General features: G+C 66.1%; 12 protein-coding genes. 3 read left to right on the forward strand and 9 right to left on the reverse strand.

The window, feature by feature from the left end:
* The first annotated feature begins 2 nt into the window (after positions 1-2).
* The 3 genes from sctR to FSO04_RS09710 all read left to right on the forward strand — a co-directional run bounded on the left by sctR (position 3) and on the right by FSO04_RS09710 (position 15,975).
* Complete coding sequence (gene sctR / locus FSO04_RS09700; RefSeq protein ID WP_154559481.1) at positions 3-671, forward strand: type III secretion system export apparatus subunit SctR; 669 nt, start codon at positions 3-5, stop codon at positions 669-671.
* Positions 668-1,474, forward strand: coding sequence for a lytic transglycosylase domain-containing protein (locus FSO04_RS09705; protein WP_154559482.1), 807 nt, complete (start codon positions 668-670; stop codon positions 1,472-1,474). The genes sctR and FSO04_RS09705 overlap by 4 nt, the downstream gene beginning before the upstream one ends.
* A 221-nt stretch (positions 1,475-1,695) precedes the next feature.
* Positions 1,696-15,975: an LWXIA domain-containing protein gene (locus FSO04_RS09710; protein ID WP_166618165.1), complete on the forward strand. Its 14,280-nt coding sequence runs from the start codon at positions 1,696-1,698 to the stop codon at positions 15,973-15,975.
* Between the two features lie 57 nt (positions 15,976-16,032).
* Here the strand turns inward: FSO04_RS09710 and FSO04_RS09715 are convergent, their stop codons facing one another.
* The 9 genes from FSO04_RS09715 to FSO04_RS09755 form a co-directional block, all read right to left on the reverse strand.
* Positions 16,033-17,064: an EscU/YscU/HrcU family type III secretion system export apparatus switch protein gene (locus tag FSO04_RS09715; protein WP_154559484.1), complete on the reverse strand. Its 1,032-nt coding sequence runs from the start codon at positions 17,062-17,064 to the stop codon at positions 16,033-16,035.
* A gap of 7 nt (positions 17,065-17,071) precedes the next feature.
* Positions 17,072-17,875, reverse strand: a complete 804-nt coding sequence (gene sctT, locus FSO04_RS09720) for a type III secretion system export apparatus subunit SctT (protein WP_154559485.1) — start codon at positions 17,873-17,875, stop codon at positions 17,072-17,074.
* On the reverse strand, positions 17,869-18,438 hold the full coding sequence (locus tag FSO04_RS09725) for a hypothetical protein (RefSeq protein WP_154559486.1): 570 nt from the start codon (positions 18,436-18,438) through the stop codon (positions 17,869-17,871). Before FSO04_RS09725 ends, sctT begins: the two co-directional genes overlap by 7 nt.
* Complete coding sequence (locus tag FSO04_RS09730) at positions 18,431-19,840, reverse strand: FliI/YscN family ATPase (RefSeq protein ID WP_154559487.1); 1,410 nt, start codon at positions 19,838-19,840, stop codon at positions 18,431-18,433. The genes FSO04_RS09725 and FSO04_RS09730 overlap by 8 nt, the downstream gene beginning before the upstream one ends.
* Entirely contained in the window at positions 19,837-20,466 is a 630-nt protein-coding gene (gene sctL, locus FSO04_RS09735; protein ID WP_154559488.1) for a type III secretion system stator protein SctL, read from the reverse strand. The genes FSO04_RS09730 and sctL overlap by 4 nt, the downstream gene beginning before the upstream one ends.
* Positions 20,448-21,137 carry a SctK family type III secretion system sorting platform protein gene (locus tag FSO04_RS09740; protein ID WP_308112586.1) on the reverse strand — a complete coding sequence of 230 codons (690 nt, stop codon included), beginning with the start codon at positions 21,135-21,137 and terminating at the stop codon, positions 20,448-20,450. Before FSO04_RS09740 ends, sctL begins: the two co-directional genes overlap by 19 nt.
* Positions 21,138-21,235: 98 nt before the next feature.
* Positions 21,236-22,111 carry a type III secretion system inner membrane ring lipoprotein SctJ gene (gene sctJ / locus FSO04_RS09745; protein ID WP_154559490.1) on the reverse strand — a complete coding sequence of 292 codons (876 nt, stop codon included), beginning with the start codon at positions 22,109-22,111 and terminating at the stop codon, positions 21,236-21,238.
* Positions 22,112-22,159: 48 nt separating this feature from the next.
* Positions 22,160-22,669, reverse strand: coding sequence for a dihydrolipoyllysine-residue succinyltransferase component of 2-oxoglutarate dehydrogenase complex (locus FSO04_RS09750; RefSeq protein WP_154559491.1), 510 nt, complete (start codon positions 22,667-22,669; stop codon positions 22,160-22,162).
* 100 nt (positions 22,670-22,769) lie between these two features.
* Positions 22,770-22,976 carry a hypothetical protein gene (locus tag FSO04_RS09755; RefSeq protein WP_154559492.1) on the reverse strand — a complete coding sequence of 69 codons (207 nt, stop codon included), beginning with the start codon at positions 22,974-22,976 and terminating at the stop codon, positions 22,770-22,772.
* Between the last annotated feature and the right edge of the window lie 16 nt (positions 22,977-22,992).

Genomic DNA, 22,992 nt, shown 5'->3' on the forward strand with positions numbered 1-22,992 from the left:
CGATGGGCAATCTGCCAAATCCCGTCGCGCTGGTCGCGGTCATCGCCGCGCTCGGCATTGCGCCGTTCGCGGCGCTGATGGTGACGAGCTACACCAAGCTCGTCGTCGTGCTCGGACTGTTGCGCTCCGCGCTCGGCATCCAGCAGGTGCCGCCGAACATGGTGCTCAACGGCATCGCGTTGATCCTCTCGCTCTTCATCATGGCGCCCGTCGGCATGACGATCCGCGACGGTCTGCAACAGCAGCATTTCGATGCGTCGGGGCAACTGTCGGTCGCCGACGTGACGACGCTGGCCGATTCCGCGCTGCCGCCGATCAAGGACTTCCTCGTCTCGCACACGCGGCTGCGCGACCGCGAGTTCTTCGTCAAGACGGCGACGAGCGTCTGGCCGAAAAACCGCGCCGACGGCCTGAAAGACGACGATCTGCTGGTGCTCGTGCCGAGCTTCACGCTCGCCGAACTGACGAAGGCATTCCAGATTGGCTTCGTGATCTACATCGTATTTATCGTCGTCGATCTGCTGGTCGCCAACATCCTGCTCGCGCTCGGCATGCAGATGATCTCGCCGACCACGATCTCCGTGCCGTTCAAGCTGCTGCTGTTCGTCGCGCTCGACGGCTGGTCGCTGCTGGTGCACGGCCTGGTGTTGTCGTATCGGGTGGCGGGATGAAAACGGCGCCCGGCGCATGGCTATGGCACGCGCTGCTCGCCCTCCTGTGCGCGCTGGCCGCTTCGGGTTCCGCACCCGCGCAGAGCGTGACCAACGCTGGCGACACATTCTCGACCCTCGCCCGCGAATGTGCGCCGAACGTCGATCGTGAAACGCTTGCCGCGCTCGTGCGCACCGAATCGGGCTTCAATCCGTATGCGATCGGCGTCGTGGGCGGGCATCTGCAGCGCCGGCCGGCGACGCTCGCCGTGGCGCTCGCCACCGCACGCGAACTCGATGCGCAAGGCTTTAGCTACAGCGTCGGTCTCACGCAAGTGAACAACCGCAATTTCGCGCGCGCGGGCGAGACCGTCGAGTCGATCTTCGAGCCGTGCCGCAACCTGCACGCCGGCGCCGCCGTCCTCACCGAATGCTTTGCCCGCTCGCGTGGAACGACGCCGGACCCGCAGCAGGCGCTGCGCGCGGCGCTGTCGTGTTACTACAGCGGCAATTTCACGACCGGGTTCGAAACGGGTTACGTGAGCCGCGTCGTCTCGAACGCACGGGTCCAATCGGAGGGCGGCGCCGTTCAACCGATACCCGTGGTGCGGGACGCTCCCGCTGCGCCGCGTAGCCCGGGCCTGCGAAGCGCGCCGCTTGCAATGCAAAACGCAGCGCAGCGTCCCGCCGGCGAAACCGGCTTGCGCACGAACCGCAACAGCACCTCCACCTGCCGTTCCCGCGCACCGGTCGTGATGACTTGCCGCGGCCTGTCCGTCGTGCAAGCGCGGGCGATGTGCGTGCGCTGCCTCGACGCACGCTGACAGCCCCGGCCTCCCACACGCCGGCGGCTATCTTGCCGGCAATTCGGCACATTTCGTAAATCAAGCTCACTGCGCCGCCCGCACCCCGCATCACGCTACGAAACACGATACGGCCGGCCGCGCGGCGCCTCCTTACACTCGAATGAGCACTGCACGCGCGGCGCCTGGACGCGCACGCCTGTATGCGACGCGCGGTGGCACATGGTCGATCGGAGGCTTTTATGTTGTACATAGACGGCATCGGTATGGGCGCGAACTGGCAGAACTTCCTGGCCAACGCGCTCGACACGCTCGACAAGCCGCAACCGGTGCCCCCCGCGAACAACAGCAGCGGCTCGCAAAACCCGGTCGTAGCGCCGATCCCGGTACCGGCCGGCCCGAACGTCGACCCGAACCAGCCGACTAACGAGGAAATCAGCGCCGCCAGCAATCTGATCCAGAGCCTCGCTGACCAGTACCGCCCAAAGCCGCCCGACATCACCGTCGACGACGATCAGACCAAGGCCGCCCAGCAGGCCATACAGGGCGCGCAGACCCAGTACGACAATGCGTTCGCGAACGAGAAAGCGAAGCAAGGCGTGCTGATGATGATGCATCACGACCCGGAGACGACGTCCGCCGACCTGAAACAGGCGGAAGCCGACTACACGAGCGCCCGCGACGCGACGCAAAAGGCTCAGCGCGAGCTGAACGTGACAGCCGATGCGGGCTACATGCTTGCGTACGGAAAGCAGGCCGACGCCGATCAGGCGACGGCCGACGCAGCGAAAGGCGATGTCGCCGACAAGCTGAAAGCGCTGAAGGCACTCATTCCCGGAGCGAGCACCAACGATAACTACGTTCCCAACCCGCAAGACATCAAGACCGCAGCCGACAAGCCCGCCGCCCAGGCTGCCTACGACGCATGGCAGATCGCCGACGCCAAGGAGACCGCCGCCCTGAGCGCAAGCAGCGCGGACATAGCGAATTCAAATCTCGCCTATGCGCAGCTCCAGTCGTATGCATCGAACCCGGATTACAAGGACGCCATGGTTGCCGGCGTCGGCCGGTTGAACGACGCACTCGCGCCACTCGGCCTGCAACTGAATGCGCCGGCAGCGCTCGACGATCAGCAGCAGGCCAGCGCGAACGTGAACGACGTCGCGAAGGTCGCCAATCTCGCGAACGCATGGACCAACGCAGCGGCCGACGCGCTCACGCTCGCGAACGCACAAGCGGCGAGCGATGGCGACACCGGAAAATTCGGCGGCCCGGTCATCGCGAGCGAACACATATTCGAATATGATCAGAGCGCGCTGACTCACGCGCAGGCCGCCGCGGCGACAAGCGGCAGTTACCTGCAGATGCTGGTCGCCGACGGCAATGTCGACACCGCGCGCGCCGCTGTCAGCAATGTGCAAGGCAGGTACCTCAAGTCGGAGGCAGGCGCCGATCTCAGCACGGCGCAACAACAGGCGCAACTCGCACACGACAACTTCGTCGCGACGTTCGGCGGTTCGCTCGCGCTTCAGTATGCCGACACCACCCAGGCCATCACCGACAAGACGGCAAACAACCCGCTCAACGTTGATCCGAAAACGATGCAGTCCGTCGTGTCGGCGTTGCGCGCGGCGGACGGCCGGCTGGCCGATTCCGTCAACGAGCGGTCCGCACAGAACGCGGTCAGCGCCGCGCAATCGGACTCTGACAGCAAGAAGTTCTCGCTCTCGCTGGTCCAGGGCCAGTACGACGACTGGAACCAGCAGCACGGCCGCACGACGCAGTCCGACAACACCGACCGGCCGCCCCGCCCGGGAACTCCCGTCAATCCCTATGGGCAGGCGCTTGCGGATGCTCAAAACGCCTCCACCCAAGCGGATACCGTGCTCGGGCAAGCGAAGATCACCTCGGAACTGATGCATCAACAAGTGTTGATGGATCAGTTCCGGGCCAGCCTGCCGGACAATCTGCTGAACCCCAAGTCGGAAAGCGACCAGGCCGATTATCAGAAGAGAATCCACGACTTCTACGAGCAGCATCGCAGCGACATGTCCCAATCGCTGCTCGACTCGGTCAGTCAGAGCACGCTGAAAGGACAATCCGCCAGCTTCGGCGACACAGGTGCGAACCCGCTCACCGCAGACCAGGAGCGCAACCTGATCGGCACCGCGCTCGGCCTGCAGCCGGACGGGCCACCTGTGGACAACAGCGCGCAGTCCAGTGACCCCAACAGCCCGGCACCGATCGACAAGACGCTCCACTACAGTGGCGACGCACTTTCGGCGATCAACAAGGTGCGCGATGAAATCATGAAGGTCGGCGGCGCGAATGCCCAGGTTAGCGTGATGCCAGTTGTCTATGCGTCGCAAGACAGCGGGATGGCAACGACCTCGCTCTTCAAGGTGACCAACCCGAGTGGCTCCACGTATTACATAGACCAGGAAGGCGCGAAGTACACGAGCACCAACGACTACGTCGACAACAACCATCTGTCGGCAAGCGGCACGCTCGATATCGCGACCGGTTACGACGCGAACGGCGTGCTGCAGATAAAACAAAGCGAGGCCCATCACGAGGGTTGGCTGGAGAAGCTCGGCGCCAGCAATCTGAACCTCCTGACACTCGCCGGAGGGATGGCGCTCGACCTCGTCGGCGGGCTGCTGGACGCGTCCGTCGTGCTCGCGCCGCTGGGCGTCACGCTCGATGTCGTCGGGACAGGCATGATCTGGGGATCAGTGGGCGCCTCCGCCTTGAACGCGGGAAATGACCTCTACCAACGCGCCCAGCACGACCAGAGCATGAGCATCACCGATCCAGGCGCGCGCTCGGACTACATCAACCTGCTGCCGCTCGGCGCGGCGGGCGCGGCGAAGGGGATCAAGGTTCTCGCGGAAGGGAGCAGGATCGCGAAGCTCGCCGAAGGGGCTGCCAAGGTGTCCGCATGGGGAGGCGCAATCGACGCCGGCCGCCAGACCATCACCGATGCGGTGACCGGTCACACTGACCGCGTCGCCGGTGATGTCGGGTCGGTCCTGGAAAACGTCGTCTTGCTCAAGGGCCATGAAAAGCTGGAGGGATGGTCGCAAGGCCTCATCCGCCGCAACGTGCCGTACGGGCTGAAAGGCGATGGGGGCGCCGTCAGGGTGGACGGACAGAAACTTGGTGTGTATGCAGGTCCCAAGGCCATTGCGGCGCACAACTACCTGACGCTCGATCGCACGGCTGCGACCCTTGACGGACGGACCGTCGGCGTTGCCCGAGACGGCACGTTGATGGTCGGCCACAAGGCGATCTCCTATGACGGGATGCCGGTGCGTGTGCGCAGCCCAGGCAATCCGGACCAGGTCAAGCAGGACACTTTATTTGTCGACCAGGACGGCAACATATCGAAATACACCTACAACCGCTTCGGCCCATCGAAGACCGAGGCGACGGGGGAGAAGATCACGTTCGGCACCGACGGCTCGCTTACCCTCTCCGACAACCTCTCGCTCGCCAGCACGAAAAATACCCTGCTGCCGAGCGCGCCCGCTCCCAAGCCGCCCGCATCCAGGCAAAACCAGAATCAGAACGCTAGTCAGAGTTCGAACCCAACCCAGAACGGCGGCAACAGCACATCCGACACGCAGGCGATCGAGGCTTCCGCCACCACCGCAGCCGAAACCGCGACCACTGCGCAGACCGTAGAGAGCCGCGTGAATCAGGGCTCAGCGCAGATTCTCGAGCAGCAACAGGAAAGCGCGATCAGCCGTAACGACGACACCCGTGCCGACCAGCGTCGCAGCGATCAACAGCAGGTGCAGTTTCGCCGCATCGTCGACCCGAGCAGCAGCGCCGGAGCCGGTGCACCCAGCGAAGCGTCACCGGTCAGCTTCAAGGCGCGCATCGTAGCGTCCGTGCTGAACGCGGACGAACCCATGCCCGTTCAGCGCAGCCTGATTGACAGCATACCCACGGGTGAGCCGCCGCAAGCAGATCCGACCGCTCTGCCCTTCGACAGCAGTCACAGTATCTATGTCGTTCGTGCGGCGGGCATGCCGGAAAGCGCGCCTCGCACTGCCGCCGTGCCGCCGCGCAATCTCTCCAGTTCCCCGGAAGCGGAGCCGCCGGTTGCAAACAGCAAAGCGCTCTCCGGCAGCGCGCCCAACGCGTCGGGACCGATCGATCTCTCCGATCATGTCGGCGAACTGGCCGGTTACACGGTGCAGAAAGGTGCCGTCATCAAGCCGGCATCCACCGCAAGCTTCATGGTCTCCAAGGCGTCCGCCCCTAAGGTCCAGCAGCGTGGACCGGCGACGCAGGCCGAATTCAACAGCCTTGAGCAATGGCGCCTCCTGTCATTGCAAACGCGGACGGCGAACGGCTTGCTGAGCCCGTCCAACCGGATTGTCGCGCGCCTGACGGTGCCCAACGAAATACGCGTCAACCGCGAAACCGCTTTGGAAACGCAGGGCTTAAGCCTCGCTGACGAGGTCACGCCGAACGAAACGAACCTCGCGGCGCCCAGCGTGTCGAGCGAGCCTGGGAACGCCGCGACATCCGAACCCGAGCGCCACGCCGGCACGCTCGTCGCCGCGGGCGCGGGGTCGCGCGCCGGCCTTCAGATGCCGCACCCCGCCATGGCTGACGGTGCCGGCGCCGCGGATGCGCCAAAGCCCAGACTGATCGAACGCATCCAGATGCGCATGGGCGGCGCGCCGCTGCCCAACGAGGTGAGCGCGCTTGTCCAGCAATCGGGCACGCTCTCACAACAACTGCGCCTGCTCAACGAGAACGGCTGGAAAGTGCGGCGCGGCAAGCCCGGCAACGGCAGCCGGATCGACATGAAACGGCGCCGCGTGACGATCGACGGCCGCGTGCGCGATCCTGGCGCTGCGACCTATGTGCTCGCGCACGAAACCCAGCACGCGGTTGAAGCCGCAACCGGCACGCTCGGTCTCGACTACAGCGGCAAGCGGCAATTCACCCGCAGCGCGCTGGAAGCAGAAGCGCGCGCGCAGTTGAACGCCTTCGAGTCACGCTACGAAATCTCGCTCTCGGGCGGTGGCGACATCGGCGAACATGCGGGGTTGCCCGAGTCCATCGAACGCGAATACAGCAACTGGCAGGCGGGCGATCGCGCCGGGCTCGCGCAGCGCCTGTCCGCGGCGTTTGCCGAGGCGCCGGTTTCCATCCAGGACGGCAAGACCTACCAAGCGTTTTACGATGAGGTCTGGGCAAGCCAGAACGCCCGCACGATGCCCGCTCCCAACGCCACCGAAGCGCGCTTGCCGGCTACGTTCCGGGAGCGCACCGACTGGTCGCGCGAGAACGCGCAGGAGGACTCGCCGTTCGAGGGCTCGCTGCTCTCCGGCAAGCACCCCGACCACTCGTTGCAGATGGGCCCGGTCACGATGCATCAGTACGAAGGGCAGAATCTCTACGTGGTGCGCGGCTCCGGCACAGCCCAAGGCGAGCTTCACATCGGCGATGGGCCGCTGCTCTCGGGCCATGAGTTCACGGTGCGCTCACGCTATACGTTTCCCGAGCCGTACGAGATGCGCGAGCCAGTCATCCTGTCGGTGGCAAACGCAGAACTGAAATTCGCGCCGGAACTCGCGAACGTCTGGCAAAAATCGATTTTCGTCGCGCCTGAGGGCGCGATCGGCAGCGACGGCCAATTGCGCGCAACAAATGGTTACCTGCGCATCGACCCCGCGCCGTATCAGTTGCGCGACCTCGGCCCGCTGACCGCCAACACCAACGGCATCTTCTTCGACGGCGAGGCCCACAGCCCCGTCGACCTCGCCGAGCACCTGGGCGCGCTGATCGGCTTCGGCGTCCAGAAAGGCGGCTTCGAACTGGGCGCGAACGCGGTGGTCGGCGTGTATTCGCAAGGGGGGACGACCGCAGCGGATCATGTGCAAGCGGCAACGACCGAATTCGAGAGCCTTGAGAGGCTCCGCTTCCTGGGGCTCAGGACACTGACCATGGACGGCGTGTTCAGCGTGGCCAACCGCGTCGCGGTGCTGTACCAGCCGCGCGGCGAAGTGCACAGCCACGAGGTGGAGGCCGCTTACGCGCATCTGCGCAACCAGTTCACCAGTCGCGAAGTCGCGGCCGGCAAGCTGCCTGCGAACATCCGCCGCACAACGCTGGATCAGTTCGATACGATCCGCAGGATCGTCACGCAAGAGAAGCTCGCGTTCGACTTCCAGGGTATCTACCGCGACGCCCATTTCTATTTGAGCGATCCGAACCGGATCGAATACGGGGCCGACGAATATCACGACGCGGTGCTGCAAAAGATCGACGAGCAGATCAACGCGATCGCACGCGGCATTGCCGAACGCAAGATTCTGGTCGACGGCGCACCGCTCGAAATGCCGCATCCGGCGATGGCCGAAAAAGGCCCGTACAGCAGCAAGCCAGGGCTCATCGACCGCATTCGGATGCGTCTCTTCGGCGCGCCACTGCCTGACGAAGTGAGCGCTCTCGTGTCCCAGTCGAGCACGCTGTCGAACCAGTTGCGAATGCTCGACAGCAAGGGCTGGAAGGTTGTCCGCGGCAAGCCGGGCAGCGGTAGCCGGATCAGTACGAAGACGAAAACCGTGACGATCGACGGCGGATTGCGCGACGCCGGCAGCATGACCTATGTGCTCGCGCATGAAGCCCGGCACGCGGTAGAAGCGGCGACCGGCACGCTCGGCCTCGACTACGGCGGACAGGGCCGCTTCACGCGCAGTGCGCTGCAGGCGGAAGCCCGCGCGCAATTGAATGCCTTCGAGGCACGCTACCAGATCTCGCTTGCGAGCGGCGTCGATATCGCCGCGCGCACGAGCCTGCCTGAGGCGATCGAACGGGAATACGGCAACTGGGCGACGGGCGATCGCGCCGAACTCACGCAGCGCCTGTCCGAAGCCTTTGCCGAGGCGCCGGTTTCCGTCAAGGGCGGCAAGACCTATCAGACGTTCTACGACGAAGTATGGGCGCGTCAGAAGACCCACACGCCGAGCGCGATGACGAGCCCGGATGGCATACCCCACCCTGACGGCCAGACACAGGGCGCCGCTGCCGGTGCTAGCGACGCGGACGGCGTGCCCAGATCCTCCCCGGCCCTCGATCAGCCGCCCCTCTATGCCAGCGAGACGCACGACGATCTGACGGGGATACCGAAGGTCATCCATCCAGCAGACAGGATCACGAGCGCGCCGCCGCTTGCAGAGCATGGCGTGCGCAAGCTTTCGGTCGGCCATCCCGCGTTCGATTTCTCATCGACTCCGGAGAACACCTACGAGTCGGTCACGCTCAGACCCGGCTTCGCCGACGCGTTGACGAACCGGCCCGGCGTGCTGGGTGACGTCGCACGCGTGATGCGTCCTGGCGGTAGAGTGACTCTCGAGCGCCCGAGCGGCTTGCTCGAGGAGCCGGATCCCCGCGCGGCGATCGACGCGACAGCGCGTGAACTCGAAGCAGCCGGCTTCGTGAATGTGCGCACGGAGTTCGTCACGGGCGATGGCTCGACGGTCGATCTGGGCAACCTGTCCAACGACCCAGGTTCGCTCGATCCCGAGGCCGGCTATTTGCGCTTTAGCGGTGACGTGCGCGCCGAACCAGCGAATGCGCATGACGGTCTCCGCAAACTGCTCGCACAGGCGCTGGCGCAAGGTGTCGGGTCGGCAGACGATGTTTACGGGCTCTACAACAAAGTCCCAGCGCAAGAGGCTGCCCGGTTCTCGCTAAGTGCCGACCAGCAAGGCCGATATCTCGATCAGCTCCGGCAACTGGCCGGGGAACGACCTGACGGATCGGCAGAAGCCGTGCAGACCAGCGCGGGAGTCCATGACTCCATCGCGGATTTCCTCGCGAAAAATCCCGGTTTCGGCGGGGGCTATTACCACTTCATGCCGCCTGAAGGCGTCGGCCCGGAATACGACGATGTTCAGGAGCGGGTGTACATCAACGCTACGCCGGAACATGCGCCCGACGTGATGCGATTCCTGGTCAAGGACATCATGGACCGGCCGGAGGATTTTCCGGGCGTCTATAGCGCGAAGATCGCGGGCCCGAAATCGGCGCCCGGACGCTCGGAAAATATCGTCGTCTACACCAAGGACGCGCACGACCGTCAACCGGTCGTCGACGCACTGGCAGCGTATCAGCAAGCTCATCCGGACCACTTCCGCAGCGACGTGCCGCATATGACGGAGGGCGCGCTGCGCGGTGTTTCGACCGCCGCCGAAGTCAGCGCAGACATGAAAACGAAGGCTCGCGAAGCCATCGCGAGTGTGCGTGGCGTCGACGTATCCGAGGTACAGGACGACTTCAGTTTCGGTGAGCAACGAGCCGAAGCGATCTGGCTCGCGCTGCGCGATACGCGCGCCCGGCAGAACGAAGCGGGCCCGAATTTCGACGCAGCCGCCTATCTGCGCGCACGTACTGGGCAGCGGCTAGCGCAGTTCGGCGTGGACCCGAGCAATCCCGCGCGCAATCTTGCGCCAGCCGACTACGTTTCCGTCGACGCCCATGCCGTGGACGAGCGAACGGTCAGGCTGACAACGGTGGACGGCCACGCAGTCGATGTGCGCGTGTACGGCGGAGCGAGAGGCGCACGGCCAACGCGGCTCGCCGATATTCGCATGCCCGGTCAGCCCGACAGCCGGCAACCCTTCGAACTCCTGCACGATCCCGAGACGGGTGAGCCGGCAATCATCCGGCGCATCATGGGCGCAGCCGAAAGTCCCGAGCCGCAGCCCACGCCCGCCGCGACGCCGTCCGTGCGGCCGGTTGACACTGTCCTCGATAAGGTAGAGGCCCTCGCCGAGGGCAAGCGCGTGGTCGTATTCGGTGGCTATTCCGGGCTCGGCTACCGGGACGTCGATGCGCTCAAGGCGCACATCGCGTCGACGCTGGACGCTGAAGTGGCCGCGCACGGCGCGGAGAACCTGCTGGTGGTTGCGGGCGCAACGAGTGACGGCATAGGCGTTGCGTACGAAGTCGCGAAGAGCCACGGCCTGGCGACGGCCGGCATCGTCTCGGAAGCGGCACGCGAATTCGGCGCCTCGCCGTATTGCGACCAGGTCATCTACGTGCCGGACCCGCATGAAAACTGGCAGGTGATGGCGCCCGACGGCCGCTCGTACATGCTTTCGATCGCGCAGGACAACGGCATCTACTACGCCTTCGGCGGCGGCGACGTGACCGTCGCCGAATTGGCCGAAGCGCGCGAGCGCAACATCCCGACCGAGGTCGACGCGTCTTTCGAGCCCGATCAGGACAAGCTGAACAAACGTCTGGAGCGCGCCCCCGACACCAACCCGACGCCGGTGCGCACGTGGCTCGCTGGCGGCGTGCGCCACGCCGGCACGACCCCCGTGCCCGCCGATAGCTCGGAACGCTTGCCGTCGAGCTTCGATGAACGCGTCGCCTACAGCCTCGCCCACGCGCGACCGGAGTCGCCGTTCGCGGGCGGCGACTATGCCCCCCGCCCCTCGCTGATAACGCGCATCCTGATGCGCTTTCGGGGCGTGCCGGTCTCAGGCGATGTCAGCGCGCTCGCGCAGCACTCGAGCCTGCTTTCCGAACACATGCGCCTGCTGAGCGATCATGGCTGGCAGGTCAAGATGGGCCGCGTAGGCGGCGGCAGCAAGATCAACGAGCGCAGGAAGCAGATCGTGATCGACGGCGGCCTGCGTCGCACCGGCAGCATTGTCTATTCGCTCGCGCACGAGGTCGGTCACGCGGTCGATGCCATCAACGGCACACTCGGACTCGACGGCAGTGGCAAGGAGGCGTTCGTCGAGAGCGCGCTCGAGGCCGAGGCGCGCGCGCAGGCGCTCGCCTTCCGGGTGCGCGACGAAATCAAGGCGGCCAAAGAGATCGATATCGCCGAACACGTCCGCCTGCCGGATGCAATCGAACGTGAAGCCGGCCGCGCCCGCGCCGACGACCCCGCCTCGCTCGAACGGCTCGCTGCCGCCTTCGCCGATGCGCCGACTTCGCTCAAAGGCAACCGCACGTATCGGCAGCACTACGAAGCGGCATGGGCGAAGCAGCGGATGCGCTGGCACACCGCGGACGGCATTGAGATGCCTGCTCCGACCACGCCGAATCCACCGGCTGTGCCGGGCGGCTCGGCGCCCGCGGAACGCGCGGCGCGGTGGCTCGACGCACGCGGGTTGCGCAAGCTGCAGCGGGTGGAAGGCGCACGCGTGTCGAACCTCGCGGACCTCGCGGTAGAAGCAGGCCCCGGCGCCCATGTGCTGATCGCGGAGCGCAGCGCACGCCGCGCCGGCGAGCAGCCGACGTTCATCGCGCACACGCAGCTCGACGAACACGGCGTACCCGGCGAAATCCACCCAACAGCGCCCGGCGGCAAGTTGCCGCCGGTGGTGAAGCGCGCCCTCAGCCACCTGGACACGTCGAACAAGAGCGTCAAGGCGCGCGGCAAGCTCGATTTCTATCTCTCACCGGTGCCGCTCGAGACGCTGAACGCGTTCGGCGGCGCAGCCGAGATCGCCGAAACGGGCGTGCCGGAGACGGAGAAGCTGCCGGTCGCCGCGACAGGCGTCAGCCAGCAAGTCGCGGAAACCATCGGCAAGCTGGCTGGCGTCCAGCATTTCGCCAGCGCCAGGCAGGCCGCAAACCATGCCGTCCACGATACCGACACGATCTATGCGGTCGACGCGAAGACCGGTGTCCCGTTAGGCCACGCGCGCAAAATCGACGACGCCTGGCAATACACGGAGAATGCGCCGGTTGCCGGAACCCGTGTCGCGCCAGCGAAGCTGAAGAGCGCGTTCCGCGAGCACGTGGGCCGCGTGCCGATGCCGTGGACGTCGCGAAAAGGTGTGCGCTTCGTGATTAGCGACCAGTCGCCCGAAACGGTCGAGGCGTTCGGCGGCTTCGACCCGATGCTATCGAAGCGCGCCGCGCGCAAGGCGGAGAAGCCAGCCAGGGATCCGCACCGCAGCGGCGCCGATCTGACGCTGCTCGGCATCTACAGAGGCCGGGCCCGACTGCACGCGCTCGCGCGACTGCGCGAAGCTCAGCGCGCGGCGCACCGAACGGAAGCGGCCGCCCGGAAAGTGAGCCCGGTAACGCGAGGCATCGCGCCAAACCTGCTGCCGGAACAGCCCCTCCACGCGGTCAATTTTCGCGGCATCAACTTCGTGCATTTGCTGCGAGCCTCGGAACTCGGCGCGATCAAAGAGGGCAAGCACCATATCTATGTGTACGACAGTGAAGGCGACATCGCACACATGACGAACAATGCGCGCGGCCGCCTCGAAATGCGCGGCAAAGAACTGCGCTGGTTCGGCGACTGGAAGCATCACGACGCGAACGCGCCCGGAGTATCGATCGACGAATCGCCGATCGGCCGCGGTCCGCACGGCGCCAACATGCAGTTCCTGTTGACCGAGCTCGACCCCAAGGCACTGGAAGCGCATGCCAAAGCCAACAAGGGCATCGGTCTGCTCGGCGCGCGCAGGAGGACCACCGATATCGAGATCAAGCCGTACCAGCCGGCACTCTCGAGCGCGACGGTCACCGAATTGATCGCACGCTACGGCAAGATCAAGGAATCGTGGCTGTTCCCGCAGCTCGCGGCCCTCAAGGAATATGCGAGCCGCAAGCGCAACGCCTCCGCTACGCCAGTCGAACTCACCGATGCCGCAGTCGACCGGGTGCCCGACGTCGTGGTGGCCGACGCGACCCAGTGGAAAGCACTTCACCTGCCGCTGCACGTCGCACGCGACGACTCGCCCAACGGCTTGTCGCAGTTTTCGCCGCTGCCGACGAGGCGCGCTGCCAGGCTTCTGGACACGGCAACCGGTTGGCAAGCCAGGCTGCTTCGCAACTACGTGCGCGCGGGCAGACGTCTGAGCGTGGCGACGGTCAGCGATACGAAACTCATACGGCACTTTCTCGCCGCGGACCCTGCGGTTCAGGATCGCGTCGCGCCGATGGGACGGGCGTTTACGCTGCTCGACAATCCCGAGCAGGCTGTCGAGAGAGTCAAGCGCACCGGCGGGGCGATGCCCGTCGTCACGCTCGTGGTCGATCCGAATACGCTGAACGCGGCGCAGGGCAAGAAGCATGATCCCCAGTTCGTTGCGGCGGTCAAAAGGCTCGGTGCGTTGAAAGGGGCGACTGTCGACTATGAAAACGGCGTGATCCGCGGCGCCAACAATGAGGTTCTGCCGCTCGACCATCTCAACGAGAAAACGCTCTTCGCCTGGCTCGATGCGGCGCGGGAGGCCGGCTTCGCGCTGCGTCTCGAAACGGCGCCGTCGCGTCATCTGGTCTCGGCGCACGACAAGGCGATCCAGGCCGGCACCAACGACAGCTACCACGACTACGTCCGCACCTTCTCCCTGCTCGAAGACTGGGCGAAGCGCAATGCCGGCACGCGCGCCCCCCAGGTGATGGTCACCTTCCACGGCTGGGATACGGTGCTGGAATCGGTGCCGGGCGGCGGTCACGCGAAACTGCTGGAAGCGGTACTCGATCGTCAGACGCTGAACTGGGTGCATATGGGTCTTGGGTACGGTACGCACGGCTCCGATTCGATCGCCAATGAAGAGCTGACCACCGCGCTCGCCCGTCTGATCGTCAAGTATGCGGGGCAGCCGGAGAAGCTCGCACGGATTCACGGCGACGATGCGCTGACCCGTGTGTTCGATCGCCCCGCCGCGTCGCTCCTTGTCGAGCAGCAGCGGCCGTTGCTCATCGAACTCGATCGGGTGGGCCGTGAAGACGGTTTGCCGCCCGCTGCGATTGCCCGCATCCGTGAACGTATCTATCAGCGCAATACGACCGACTTCGTCAACCAGGCCAGGCTCGCCGAGACGACCTACGCACAGCGCCATTGGAACCCGTCGGGCAACGGGAAGGCGCAGGCCTACGCACGGCGCTGGATGACCGACGTCGGCAGCCATCTGCGGAATCCCGGCAACCGCACGCTGCCATCCGCCCCCGGGAAGCTCACCCCGTGGGCCCAGATCGTCAGCGATCCGGCGTTGAAGAACGACGCAAAGAAAGCTGTCAGCGAGAGCCGCGAGACCGCCGCGCAACTGGGTCAGGACGAGATTGCGAAGGACGAACAGGCGCTCGCCGAACTCACCGCGCTGCACCTCGCGCCGATCGAGAAAAACTGGCGCACGCGGTTCCTGACCGGCGCGACGATCGTCGGGCTGGGCGGCGTCGCGACCGTGCTCGGCACCAACCAGTTCAACCTGTTCGATACGCTTGGCCTTGCCAACCTGAAGACCGCCACGCCGCATCTGCTGACCGCGACGCGGATCGCCCGCATGTTCCAGGCGGCGCACCAGGCCTCAGTCAGAAGCCTGCAAAACGGAGATCCGCGCGTCTTCGACAAGGTGGCCGATACGCTGGTCGAACGCCTGTCGAGCCAGTTGCCGAATTACGACCGGACGAGCAAGCGCAGCGCCCAGTTGCAACTGCTGGCCGACGAAGGCAAAGCCAACGTCGCGCGCATCCGCTGGCTGCACAAGGAACATGGCTTGAGCTATACCGACGCGGTCGAGCAGACGCAGATTATCGTGGGCGACATGCTCGGGCAGATGCAAGGCGCCTTCACCGGCACGGCGCTGAAACAGATCCACCAGGGCAATCCGCGGCACTGGCTCGGCACCGCCGCGCGCATCTCGGCGCTGGCGGGCTACACCGGCACGCTGGCGATGGATATCCACGCGCTCGCCGGCAACGACCCGTGGCTGACCGTGCTGCCGACCGCCGGCGTTTTGCTGTCAGGCACGTATACGGGCATGGTCCTGCTGGGTCGCCGCCAGGGCGTGAACGTCGACCAGCGCAGCCGCGTTGCGCGCTTCGCCGACTCCGCCAGCGACGCGTTCACGGCGTCCGGCGGTCTCCTCGGCGCGAGCTCGCAACTGATCGAGAACCACTGGTTCGCAGGCGGCACGGCGGCCGCGTCGTCGCTGATTCTGTCGGCGGGCTGGCTCAATGCCCGCTTCCCGAACGCCACGCCGAAAGTCAGCAAGGTGCCGATCTGGCTCGCACTCCTGCCTATCGGCATCTTCATCGGCAACCAGATCGCGCCGTTCTTCATGAATAGCAATAACAGCAGCGGCAACACGGGCCCTCAACCGCCTGCGTCGACGAACACGCCGAGCGCGAGTGCAAGTCCTTCGCCCGGCGTCAGTGCGAGCCCAACCACGGGCGCGAGTGCGTCGCCAGCTCCATCAGCTTCGCCCTCAACCCCGGCGACGCCCGGTGCATCAGCATCACCGGGCCAGCCGGGGCAACCCGTACAGACGCCGAATCCGACACCCACCGCACAGCGCTATCTCGTTGCCGAGGGCGATTCGTTATGGGTGATCGCCGACCGTAACCGCAAAACGCTACTCAACGCCGCGCACGTGTCCGCGGCCGATCAGCAAGGAATGTCGGAAGGCGAGCAGGATGCGCGCGCGTTACAGGAGATTTTCCAGCTCAATCCGCAGCTTGCCGGAGGTGATGCGAATCTCGTGTACCCGGGGCAGCAGATCGTGATCGGGTGAGGGGTGCAAGGGACGGCGCGGACGAAGCTTCAGCCGCACGCCGCACGGCGCGCCCTTTCATCCCGCCCCGCGCGCCCACTTCAACAGCCGCGCCACTTCATCGAAATGGCGCTGCGCGATCGTGCCGTTCTCCGGCGTCGATTCATACAACGCATGCGCCAGCCCGACATTGGCAAGCGTGGGGCGCAGCGCTGCGTGCGCGAGCTTCACGATGCGCTCGGCGACGTCGCCTTCACCGCGCGCGAGCACCCACGGCAGCGTGCCGAGTCCCGAGTAGTAAAGCGCAACCGCGACGCGCGACGAATACACCACCACCGCCGCATACTCGATCCGGTCGCCGAGCGAGCGCAACTGCACCTCGCGCGCGAGTTGCCGGCGCATCGCCTGCACGTGCGGGTCGCCCTCTTCTTCCTTGTATTCGCGCCGCACTTCCTCGATCGACATCTTCATCTTCTGGTTGTGCTCGTGCCGCTGGTGCACGATGTCGATCAGCGCCATCACGATGTAGATCAGCGCCGCCCAGCCGAGCAGCAGCAACAGCAGATGCATGACGAGCGCGAGAATCGACAGCGGCCGCGTGAAACCCGACTGCACGGCTGGATCGAGCGACGCATAGATCAGCCAGCCGAGCGTCGCGCCAAGCAGCAGGGTCTTCACCGCCATCTTCGCCAGATTGACGAGATTGCGCATCGACCACATGTTCTTCAGGCCTTCGGCGGGATTGAGGCGCCCAAGCGAGGGCACGAGCTTGCTCCACGCCATCACGCCGCCCACTTGCACGAGGCCTGCGAGAACCGCGAGCAGCACGCCCGCGAGCACGATCTCGATCGAGGCGATCATCCAGTCGCGCGCCGCCGCGTGGCCGAGCGCCGCCATCCGCCCGCCCGGATCGGGCGCACCCACCGCGTCGAAAACGAGCGCAAAGAGGCGCTGCACGCGTCCGAATAGATCGCCTAAGCCTCCCGCCACCGCCGCGCCCACGCCGACGAACATCGCGGTCGAAATCGTCTCGGCGCTCTTCGGCACGTCGCCGCGTTCGCGGGCTTCGCGCTGGCGCTTCGCGGTCGGCTGCTGGGTCTTTTCCGCCATCGCGCGCTCAGTGCGGATTGGCCATCAGGCTCTGCAGCAGTTCGAGCATGCCGTTCCCCGGACTCAGCAGGCCATGCAGCGAGGTGTACACGAGCGGCAGGAACAGCACCATCATCAGGAAGGCCAGCGTGCTCTTCAACGGCTGCGAAAACACGAACACGTTCAGTTGCGGCACCGCGCGCCCGATCAGACCGATACCGAATTCGACCAGCACCAGCACGATTACGATCGGCGCGGCGAGCTTCACCAGCCACGTAAAGATGGCGTCGGTCTGACGCACCACGAAGGTGGACAACACAGCAGACCAGTCCGGTCCGAGCGCGCCGATCGGCCACCACACATACGACTGCGCGAACAGCCGCACGAGCGACTGCAGCCCGCCCGCCGTCACGAACAGCGTCAGCGCGACGAAGTTCAGAAAACCCGACGTGGGTCCCCCCTCATGGCCGCCCATTGGATCGAAGAACGAAGCGTTGCCGCTACCCGTCTGGAAGTCGATCAGGTAGCCGACGCTCTGGATCGCGAACAGCACGGCGCTGAATGCGCCCGCGAGCAGCACGCCGACCACCGCCTCCTTGGCGACGAGCATGCACCACAGCAGGAACGGCATGCTGACAATCTGTGCCGCGTCGATCGCCGGCGCGACGAACGCGGCGATCACGACCGCAAGGCCGTTGCGCACGAGGCCCGTCACGATCTCCTCGTTGAACACGGGCACGATCAGCATGATCGGCAAGAGACGCGGCATCACGTACATGAGCGGCCGCAGGCTGCCGGCGATATCGTTGAAATCCTGCACCTGCGCTAGCATCGGCCACCCGGGCGCGGATAGGGAGCGGGGGCGCCGTTGTCGTTGGCCTCTGCTTCGTCCTGCTCGAGCGCGTGCTGCGCGCCGAAGCGGCGCACCGCGAAGCCGTCGGCGACTTCGTCCGCGAGCCGTTCGGTGCGCGCAGCAAGCGAGCGCGTATGGCGCTCGCCGGCTTTCTCCAGCTTGTCCTCAGCGGCTTTCGCGCGGCGCGCCGCATGCTGCAGTTGCGCGAGCTGCACTTCGTTGCCGTCGTGATGTGTCCTCGCGTCGGCCAGCGAGCGGTTGGCCGCGCCGATCTGCACGTTCGCCGACCGCGCATCGACAGCCGCATCCTGCAAGGTGCGCGCCGACGCTTCGCGCGCGCCGACAGCCGCGAGCCGCTGCTGGATCGCGGCCTTCTCCTCGATTTGCCGAGTCAGGCCGTCTTGCGCCTGTACGAGCGCGCGCCGGCTCTCTGCCGCGATGCCCTGCTGCCTGGCCGCCGCGACGCGCGCAAGCTGGCTGCGCATTTCGCGCACCCGGCGCAGCCGCGCGAGCGTGGTCAGGATTTCCTGGTCGTCAGGCATGGTCGTTCGCCAGTTTGATGAGCCTCGCGAGGGTCTCCTCGAAACGGATGTCCTCGCTCCCCGTCTGCATGCAGAACGCGCCGAGCAGGTCGCGCGCGCGCAACGCCAGATCGCCTAGACGGTCGCTGCCTTCGCGGTATTCGCCGATCTGCACGAGCAGTTCGATCTCCTGATATTTCGCGAGCAGTTCGCGCACACGCGCCGCGCCCATCTGATGCGCGCGCGACGCGACGAGCGGCATCACGCGCGACAGGCTCGCAAGCACGTCGATCGCCGGATAGCGGTTGGCGAGCGCGATCTTGCGCGACAGCACGATATGGCCGTCGAGGATCGAGCGCACTTCCTCGGCGATCGGATCGGACTCCTCGTCACCTTCGACAAGCACCGTATACAGCGCCGTGATCGAGCCGCGCTCGCCCTGTCCCGCACGCTCGAGCAGACGCGGCAGCACGGCGAAGGTGGAGGGCGGAAAACTGCGCCGCGTCGGCGGCTCGCCGGACGCGAGGCCGACTTCGCGCTGCGCGCGCGCAAAGCGCGTGAGCGAATCGACGAGCAGCAGCACGCGCTGGCCTTCGTCGCGAAAGTACTCGGCGATCGCGGTGGCGACAAGCGCCGACTTGACACGTTCCATCGCGGGCCGATCGGAGGTCGACACGACGACGATCGAGCGCGCGCGCACCTCCGGCGAAAGGCTGTGTTCGATGAATTCGCGCACCTCCCGCCCGCGCTCGCCGACCAGCGCGATCACGTTCACGTCCGCTTGCGCGCCCCGCGCGATCATCCCCAGGAGCGTGCTCTTGCCGACGCCGGACGGCGCGAAGATGCCGACCCGCTGGCCGACGCCGAGCGTCATCAGGCCGTCGATCACGCGCACGCCGGTCGCGAATGGCGTGTCGATCATCTGCCGCGCGAGCGGATTCGGCGGATTCTGCTGCGTCGATACCCAGACGGCGCCGGCCACGGGTCCGCGGCCGTCGAGCGGCTGGCCGAGCCCGTCGAGCACGCGCCCGAACAGCCCCCGGCCCATCGCGAACACATGCTCGCGGCCGGACGGCACGACCGTCGTCTCGGGCGACAAACCGGCCACCTCGCCAAGCGGCGTGAGCAAAGTCGTCTGCCTGGAGAAGCCGACCACCTCGGCGAGCAAGGTCGGCTGGTTCGGCGTACGCAGCTCGCAAATTTCACCGAGCCGCGCGCGGATGCCGGTCGCGTTCAGAATCTGCCCGACCGCGTGATTCACCCGCCCTTGCACCGAAACCGGCGAGAAAAACGCGAGCCCCGCATCCAGCTCGCCGACCAGCCGGCCGCGATCGAGCGCTTCGCCACCCGCCGATGGGTTGGCTTCGTCGACGGGGTCGTCGACGTCCGGCCGTGGCGCAGCGCCGAAGCGGAATTCGCTCATCGCGCGGCGCCCCCGAGCGGTTCGCGGCGAATCGCCTGGCGTAGCGCATCGATTTGCAATTCGAGGCTCGCGTCGATACGACCGGAGGGCGTTTCGACCATGCACGCCGCGCTCGCCAGATCCTTGTCTTCGACAATGCGGATTTTCTGCGTGCGCTCGTGGCCGGCAAAGGCGCTCGCCAGCGCTTCTTCCATCTCGTCGTGGCGGCCGGGCGCCACATGCACGATCAGAAACGGCTCGTCGCGCACCAGCGGCGCGATCCGTTCGAGCGCCGCCGCATGGAGGCGCGCCACCGGCATCTCGCCGACGATCGCGCGCACCGCCTTCACGACGATCTCGGCCATCGCGTCTTTCATGGATTCCATGGTCTGCGCGGCGGCGAGCGCCTGGCTATACGACTGCGCCGCGGACGCCTTCTGCGCGCGGCGCACGCCTTCCTCATAGCCGGCGGCCTGCCGCGCTTCATATTCGCGCTGCGCAGCCGCGACGATGCGCTCGGCCTCCGTGCGCGCCGTGGCGATGACCGCGGACGCATCGAGGAGCGTCGCGTATTCGCGCTCTTTCAGCACCTTGCGCTCGGACAACAATTGCAGGTTGTCGCTCGTAATCAGAAAAGCCAGTCCCATGCGTTAAGCCTCTCGGGAATCAGGAACAGAAACACCAGTTCGCCGACCATGTCGCGCTGCGCGTGATTCAGCAGATACGGCGCCTGGCTGTCGATCGCACGGTTGAATTTCAGGCGCGCCCGCGCGTCTACCGGCACGCCTGCCGCGGCAATGAAATCGGCGAGCAGGCGACCGCCACGCGCGCGGATCGTTGGCGGCAGCGCGGCGGGGTCGGCGCGCCAGGGTTCGAGCGTTTCGCCGAGCGCATCGAACGCGGGTGCGCGCTCGAGCGTCAGGTCGAGCGCGTCCGCACCGAATCGGGCCGCCACCTCGGCACGCACGCGGCGCACGCTCAGCGCCTCGCGCAACCACGCACGATGCAGCAGCAAACCCGCGTAGGCGGCCAGTTGTTCGAGCGCCGCGCCCGGCAACAGCGCAAGCCGCGCCACCGGGCTCGCCACGTTGAAGTCGTAGTGCCCGGCCACGCCGGCCGCGTCGAGCAGATGCCTCGCGATCAGCCGGCGCCCGGCAACACCGAACGCCGTCAGTTGGCGATAAGCGGCCGGCCATGCATCGGGCACGCGCGTGACATGCAGATAAGTGTCCGGACGCAGGTTGAATTCGCAGACCATCCGATAGAACGGCACGCGCTGCGGCGGCGCAGGCGCGTCGAGCATCTGCGTCCATGGCATGGCACTGGCGGCGGCGAAATCCATCAGTGTTTCGCCTCACACGAGCGGCGCCTGATAGCGAGCGGCGGCAATGCGCGCGGGCGTTTCATGATTCAGCCTCAGGTGCCGGACTCTCGCGTGCCGTCCGACGCGCGAACGCGAGCGGCAGTGCCGCGCGCTGCGCCGGCCCGCGCGACGCCGCCGCCCAGCAGCGATGCCAGCCCGCGACCGAATGCACCGCGCCGCGCGCCAACGAGCACCACCATCGCGAGCGTCAGCAGGATCAGCGCGAACACGAGCCAGCCGAGCGGCGAGCGCAGCCGCACGATGTCGTTGAGCGCGCTGCCGACGCCGTCAGCGCGTACCGGCCGCGCATCGGCCGGCTGCAGGAACAGCGACACGTTGTCGTATTGCAGCCCTTCAATGCTGTGCGCGACCAGATCCTTGACCATGGGCGCCATCGCGCGCAGATCGACCCCGGATTTATAGCGGATGTACACCGCCGCCGACGAAGGCTTGATCTTGTCGGCCAGCGGATCGTTCTCCGGAATCACGACCTGCACGTGCGCGACCACCACGCCCTCAATATCCTGCAGCGTGCGCGACAGATCCTGCGACACGCCGTATAGATAGCGCACGCGTTCCTCGGCAGGCGTGGAAACCAGCCCCTGCTTCTGGAACAGCTCGCCGAGACTCGCATAGTTCGGCTTCGGCAAGCCTTGCGCGTGCAGCACCGTCAGCGCGGCATGCAGATCGCCGTCGTCGACAGTGAGCTGCCAGGCCTGCTTATCCGAAGCGTCGCGCGCGTCGTTTTCCTTCTCTGCCGGAATACCCGCATCGCCCAGCACCGACAGCATCTGGTTCGCATCGGCTTCGGAAAGCCCGGAATATAGTTCGCGCTGGCAGCCCGCGAGCAGCAGGACCGCGCACACGAGCACAAGCCGGGCAAGCGGACGCGCCGCGCGAGTCCGCCGGGTCGGTTGGAAATTCGTCATCGCTTGGCTGGGCTCATCGAGCCGCTGTCATGGGTGATGTGTCATTCGTCATTCCTGATTCTTCAGAATCGAATGCGAAAAGCCGTTCGCCGCCTGCGCGACCGACATGCTCAGTTGATACTCGGCGATCGTGGTAGACGCGGACCACTGGAAGTCCATCATCTGCGCCATCTCCATCAGCGGGTCCTGACCGAGCTTCGGCATCGACGTCAGCATCTGTTCGCGATGCTTCTCGATGCCCGCGTAGCGCTGATCGAGATCGTTGCCGTACGTGCGCAGGCGCTCCGCGAGCGACGAGCGGCTCGCTTCGGCAGGCCTCATCTGCACGCCGGGGAGTGCATTCGACGCGCTGTGCAGTTGCACCGACTGGATCGCGGAGGCCGGTTGTGTTGCCGCCGGCGATGTCGGTGAGACCGGCGAGCTTGCCGCCTGCGACTGCTCGGGTTTCCCCATCAGCGTGTCGAAATGTTTCACGTGAGCCGGGTCGCCCGCGCCGTTCGTCTGCGTGGCGCTGGTGAGCGCCGCCGCACCCGGCGGCGCGACCCCTGGGACTGTCATGATCTGCTCCTTCAAGAAATCACTGCGCGCTGCGGGCAAGCCAGCCGCCTCGTGCGTGCGCACGCACGCTGGTCGTCGGACCGGCGGCCGGCGCCCGCTTTCATGCGCGACCGGCCGAGCCGATGTGCTGCGCAGCTTGCGCGGCTGCGGTGCCGGCCTGTGCGGTCACAGCCGTCGAGGTCTGGAACGTGGCTGTCGATTGCTGCACCTGGAAGTTGATTTCGGTCAGCTTCGTTTGCTCGTCCATGAGCTGGTTGGCCTGGTTCTGGACATCGCCGGTCGAAACCGGATTGCTAGACGTACCCATTTGCTGCTCCTTCACT

The organism is Paraburkholderia madseniana (genome assembly GCF_009690905.1).
Classification (GTDB): domain Bacteria; phylum Pseudomonadota; class Gammaproteobacteria; order Burkholderiales; family Burkholderiaceae; genus Paraburkholderia; species Paraburkholderia madseniana.

What these genes read in the sequence shown, in the direction of transcription:
- sctR (WP_154559481.1), top strand. Translation starts at nt 3, where the DNA reads ATGGGCAATCTGCCAAATCCCGTCGCGCTGGTCGCGGTCATCGCCGCG.
- FSO04_RS09705 (WP_154559482.1), top strand. Translation starts at nt 668, where the DNA reads ATGAAAACGGCGCCCGGCGCATGGCTATGGCACGCGCTGCTCGCCCTC.
- FSO04_RS09710 (WP_166618165.1), top strand. Translation starts at nt 1,696, where the DNA reads ATGTTGTACATAGACGGCATCGGTATGGGCGCGAACTGGCAGAACTTC.
- FSO04_RS09715 (WP_154559484.1), bottom strand. Translation starts at nt 17,064, where the DNA reads ATGGCGGAAAAGACCCAGCAGCCGACCGCGAAGCGCCAGCGCGAAGCC.
- sctT (WP_154559485.1), bottom strand. Translation starts at nt 17,875, where the DNA reads ATGCTAGCGCAGGTGCAGGATTTCAACGATATCGCCGGCAGCCTGCGG.
- FSO04_RS09725 (WP_154559486.1), bottom strand. Translation starts at nt 18,438, where the DNA reads ATGCCTGACGACCAGGAAATCCTGACCACGCTCGCGCGGCTGCGCCGG.
- FSO04_RS09730 (WP_154559487.1), bottom strand. Translation starts at nt 19,840, where the DNA reads ATGAGCGAATTCCGCTTCGGCGCTGCGCCACGGCCGGACGTCGACGAC.
- sctL (WP_154559488.1), bottom strand. Translation starts at nt 20,466, where the DNA reads ATGGGACTGGCTTTTCTGATTACGAGCGACAACCTGCAATTGTTGTCC.
- FSO04_RS09740 (WP_308112586.1), bottom strand. Translation starts at nt 21,137, where the DNA reads ATGCCATGGACGCAGATGCTCGACGCGCCTGCGCCGCCGCAGCGCGTG.
- sctJ (WP_154559490.1), bottom strand. Translation starts at nt 22,111, where the DNA reads ATGACGAATTTCCAACCGACCCGGCGGACTCGCGCGGCGCGTCCGCTT.
- FSO04_RS09750 (WP_154559491.1), bottom strand. Translation starts at nt 22,669, where the DNA reads ATGACAGTCCCAGGGGTCGCGCCGCCGGGTGCGGCGGCGCTCACCAGC.
- FSO04_RS09755 (WP_154559492.1), bottom strand. Translation starts at nt 22,976, where the DNA reads ATGGGTACGTCTAGCAATCCGGTTTCGACCGGCGATGTCCAGAACCAG.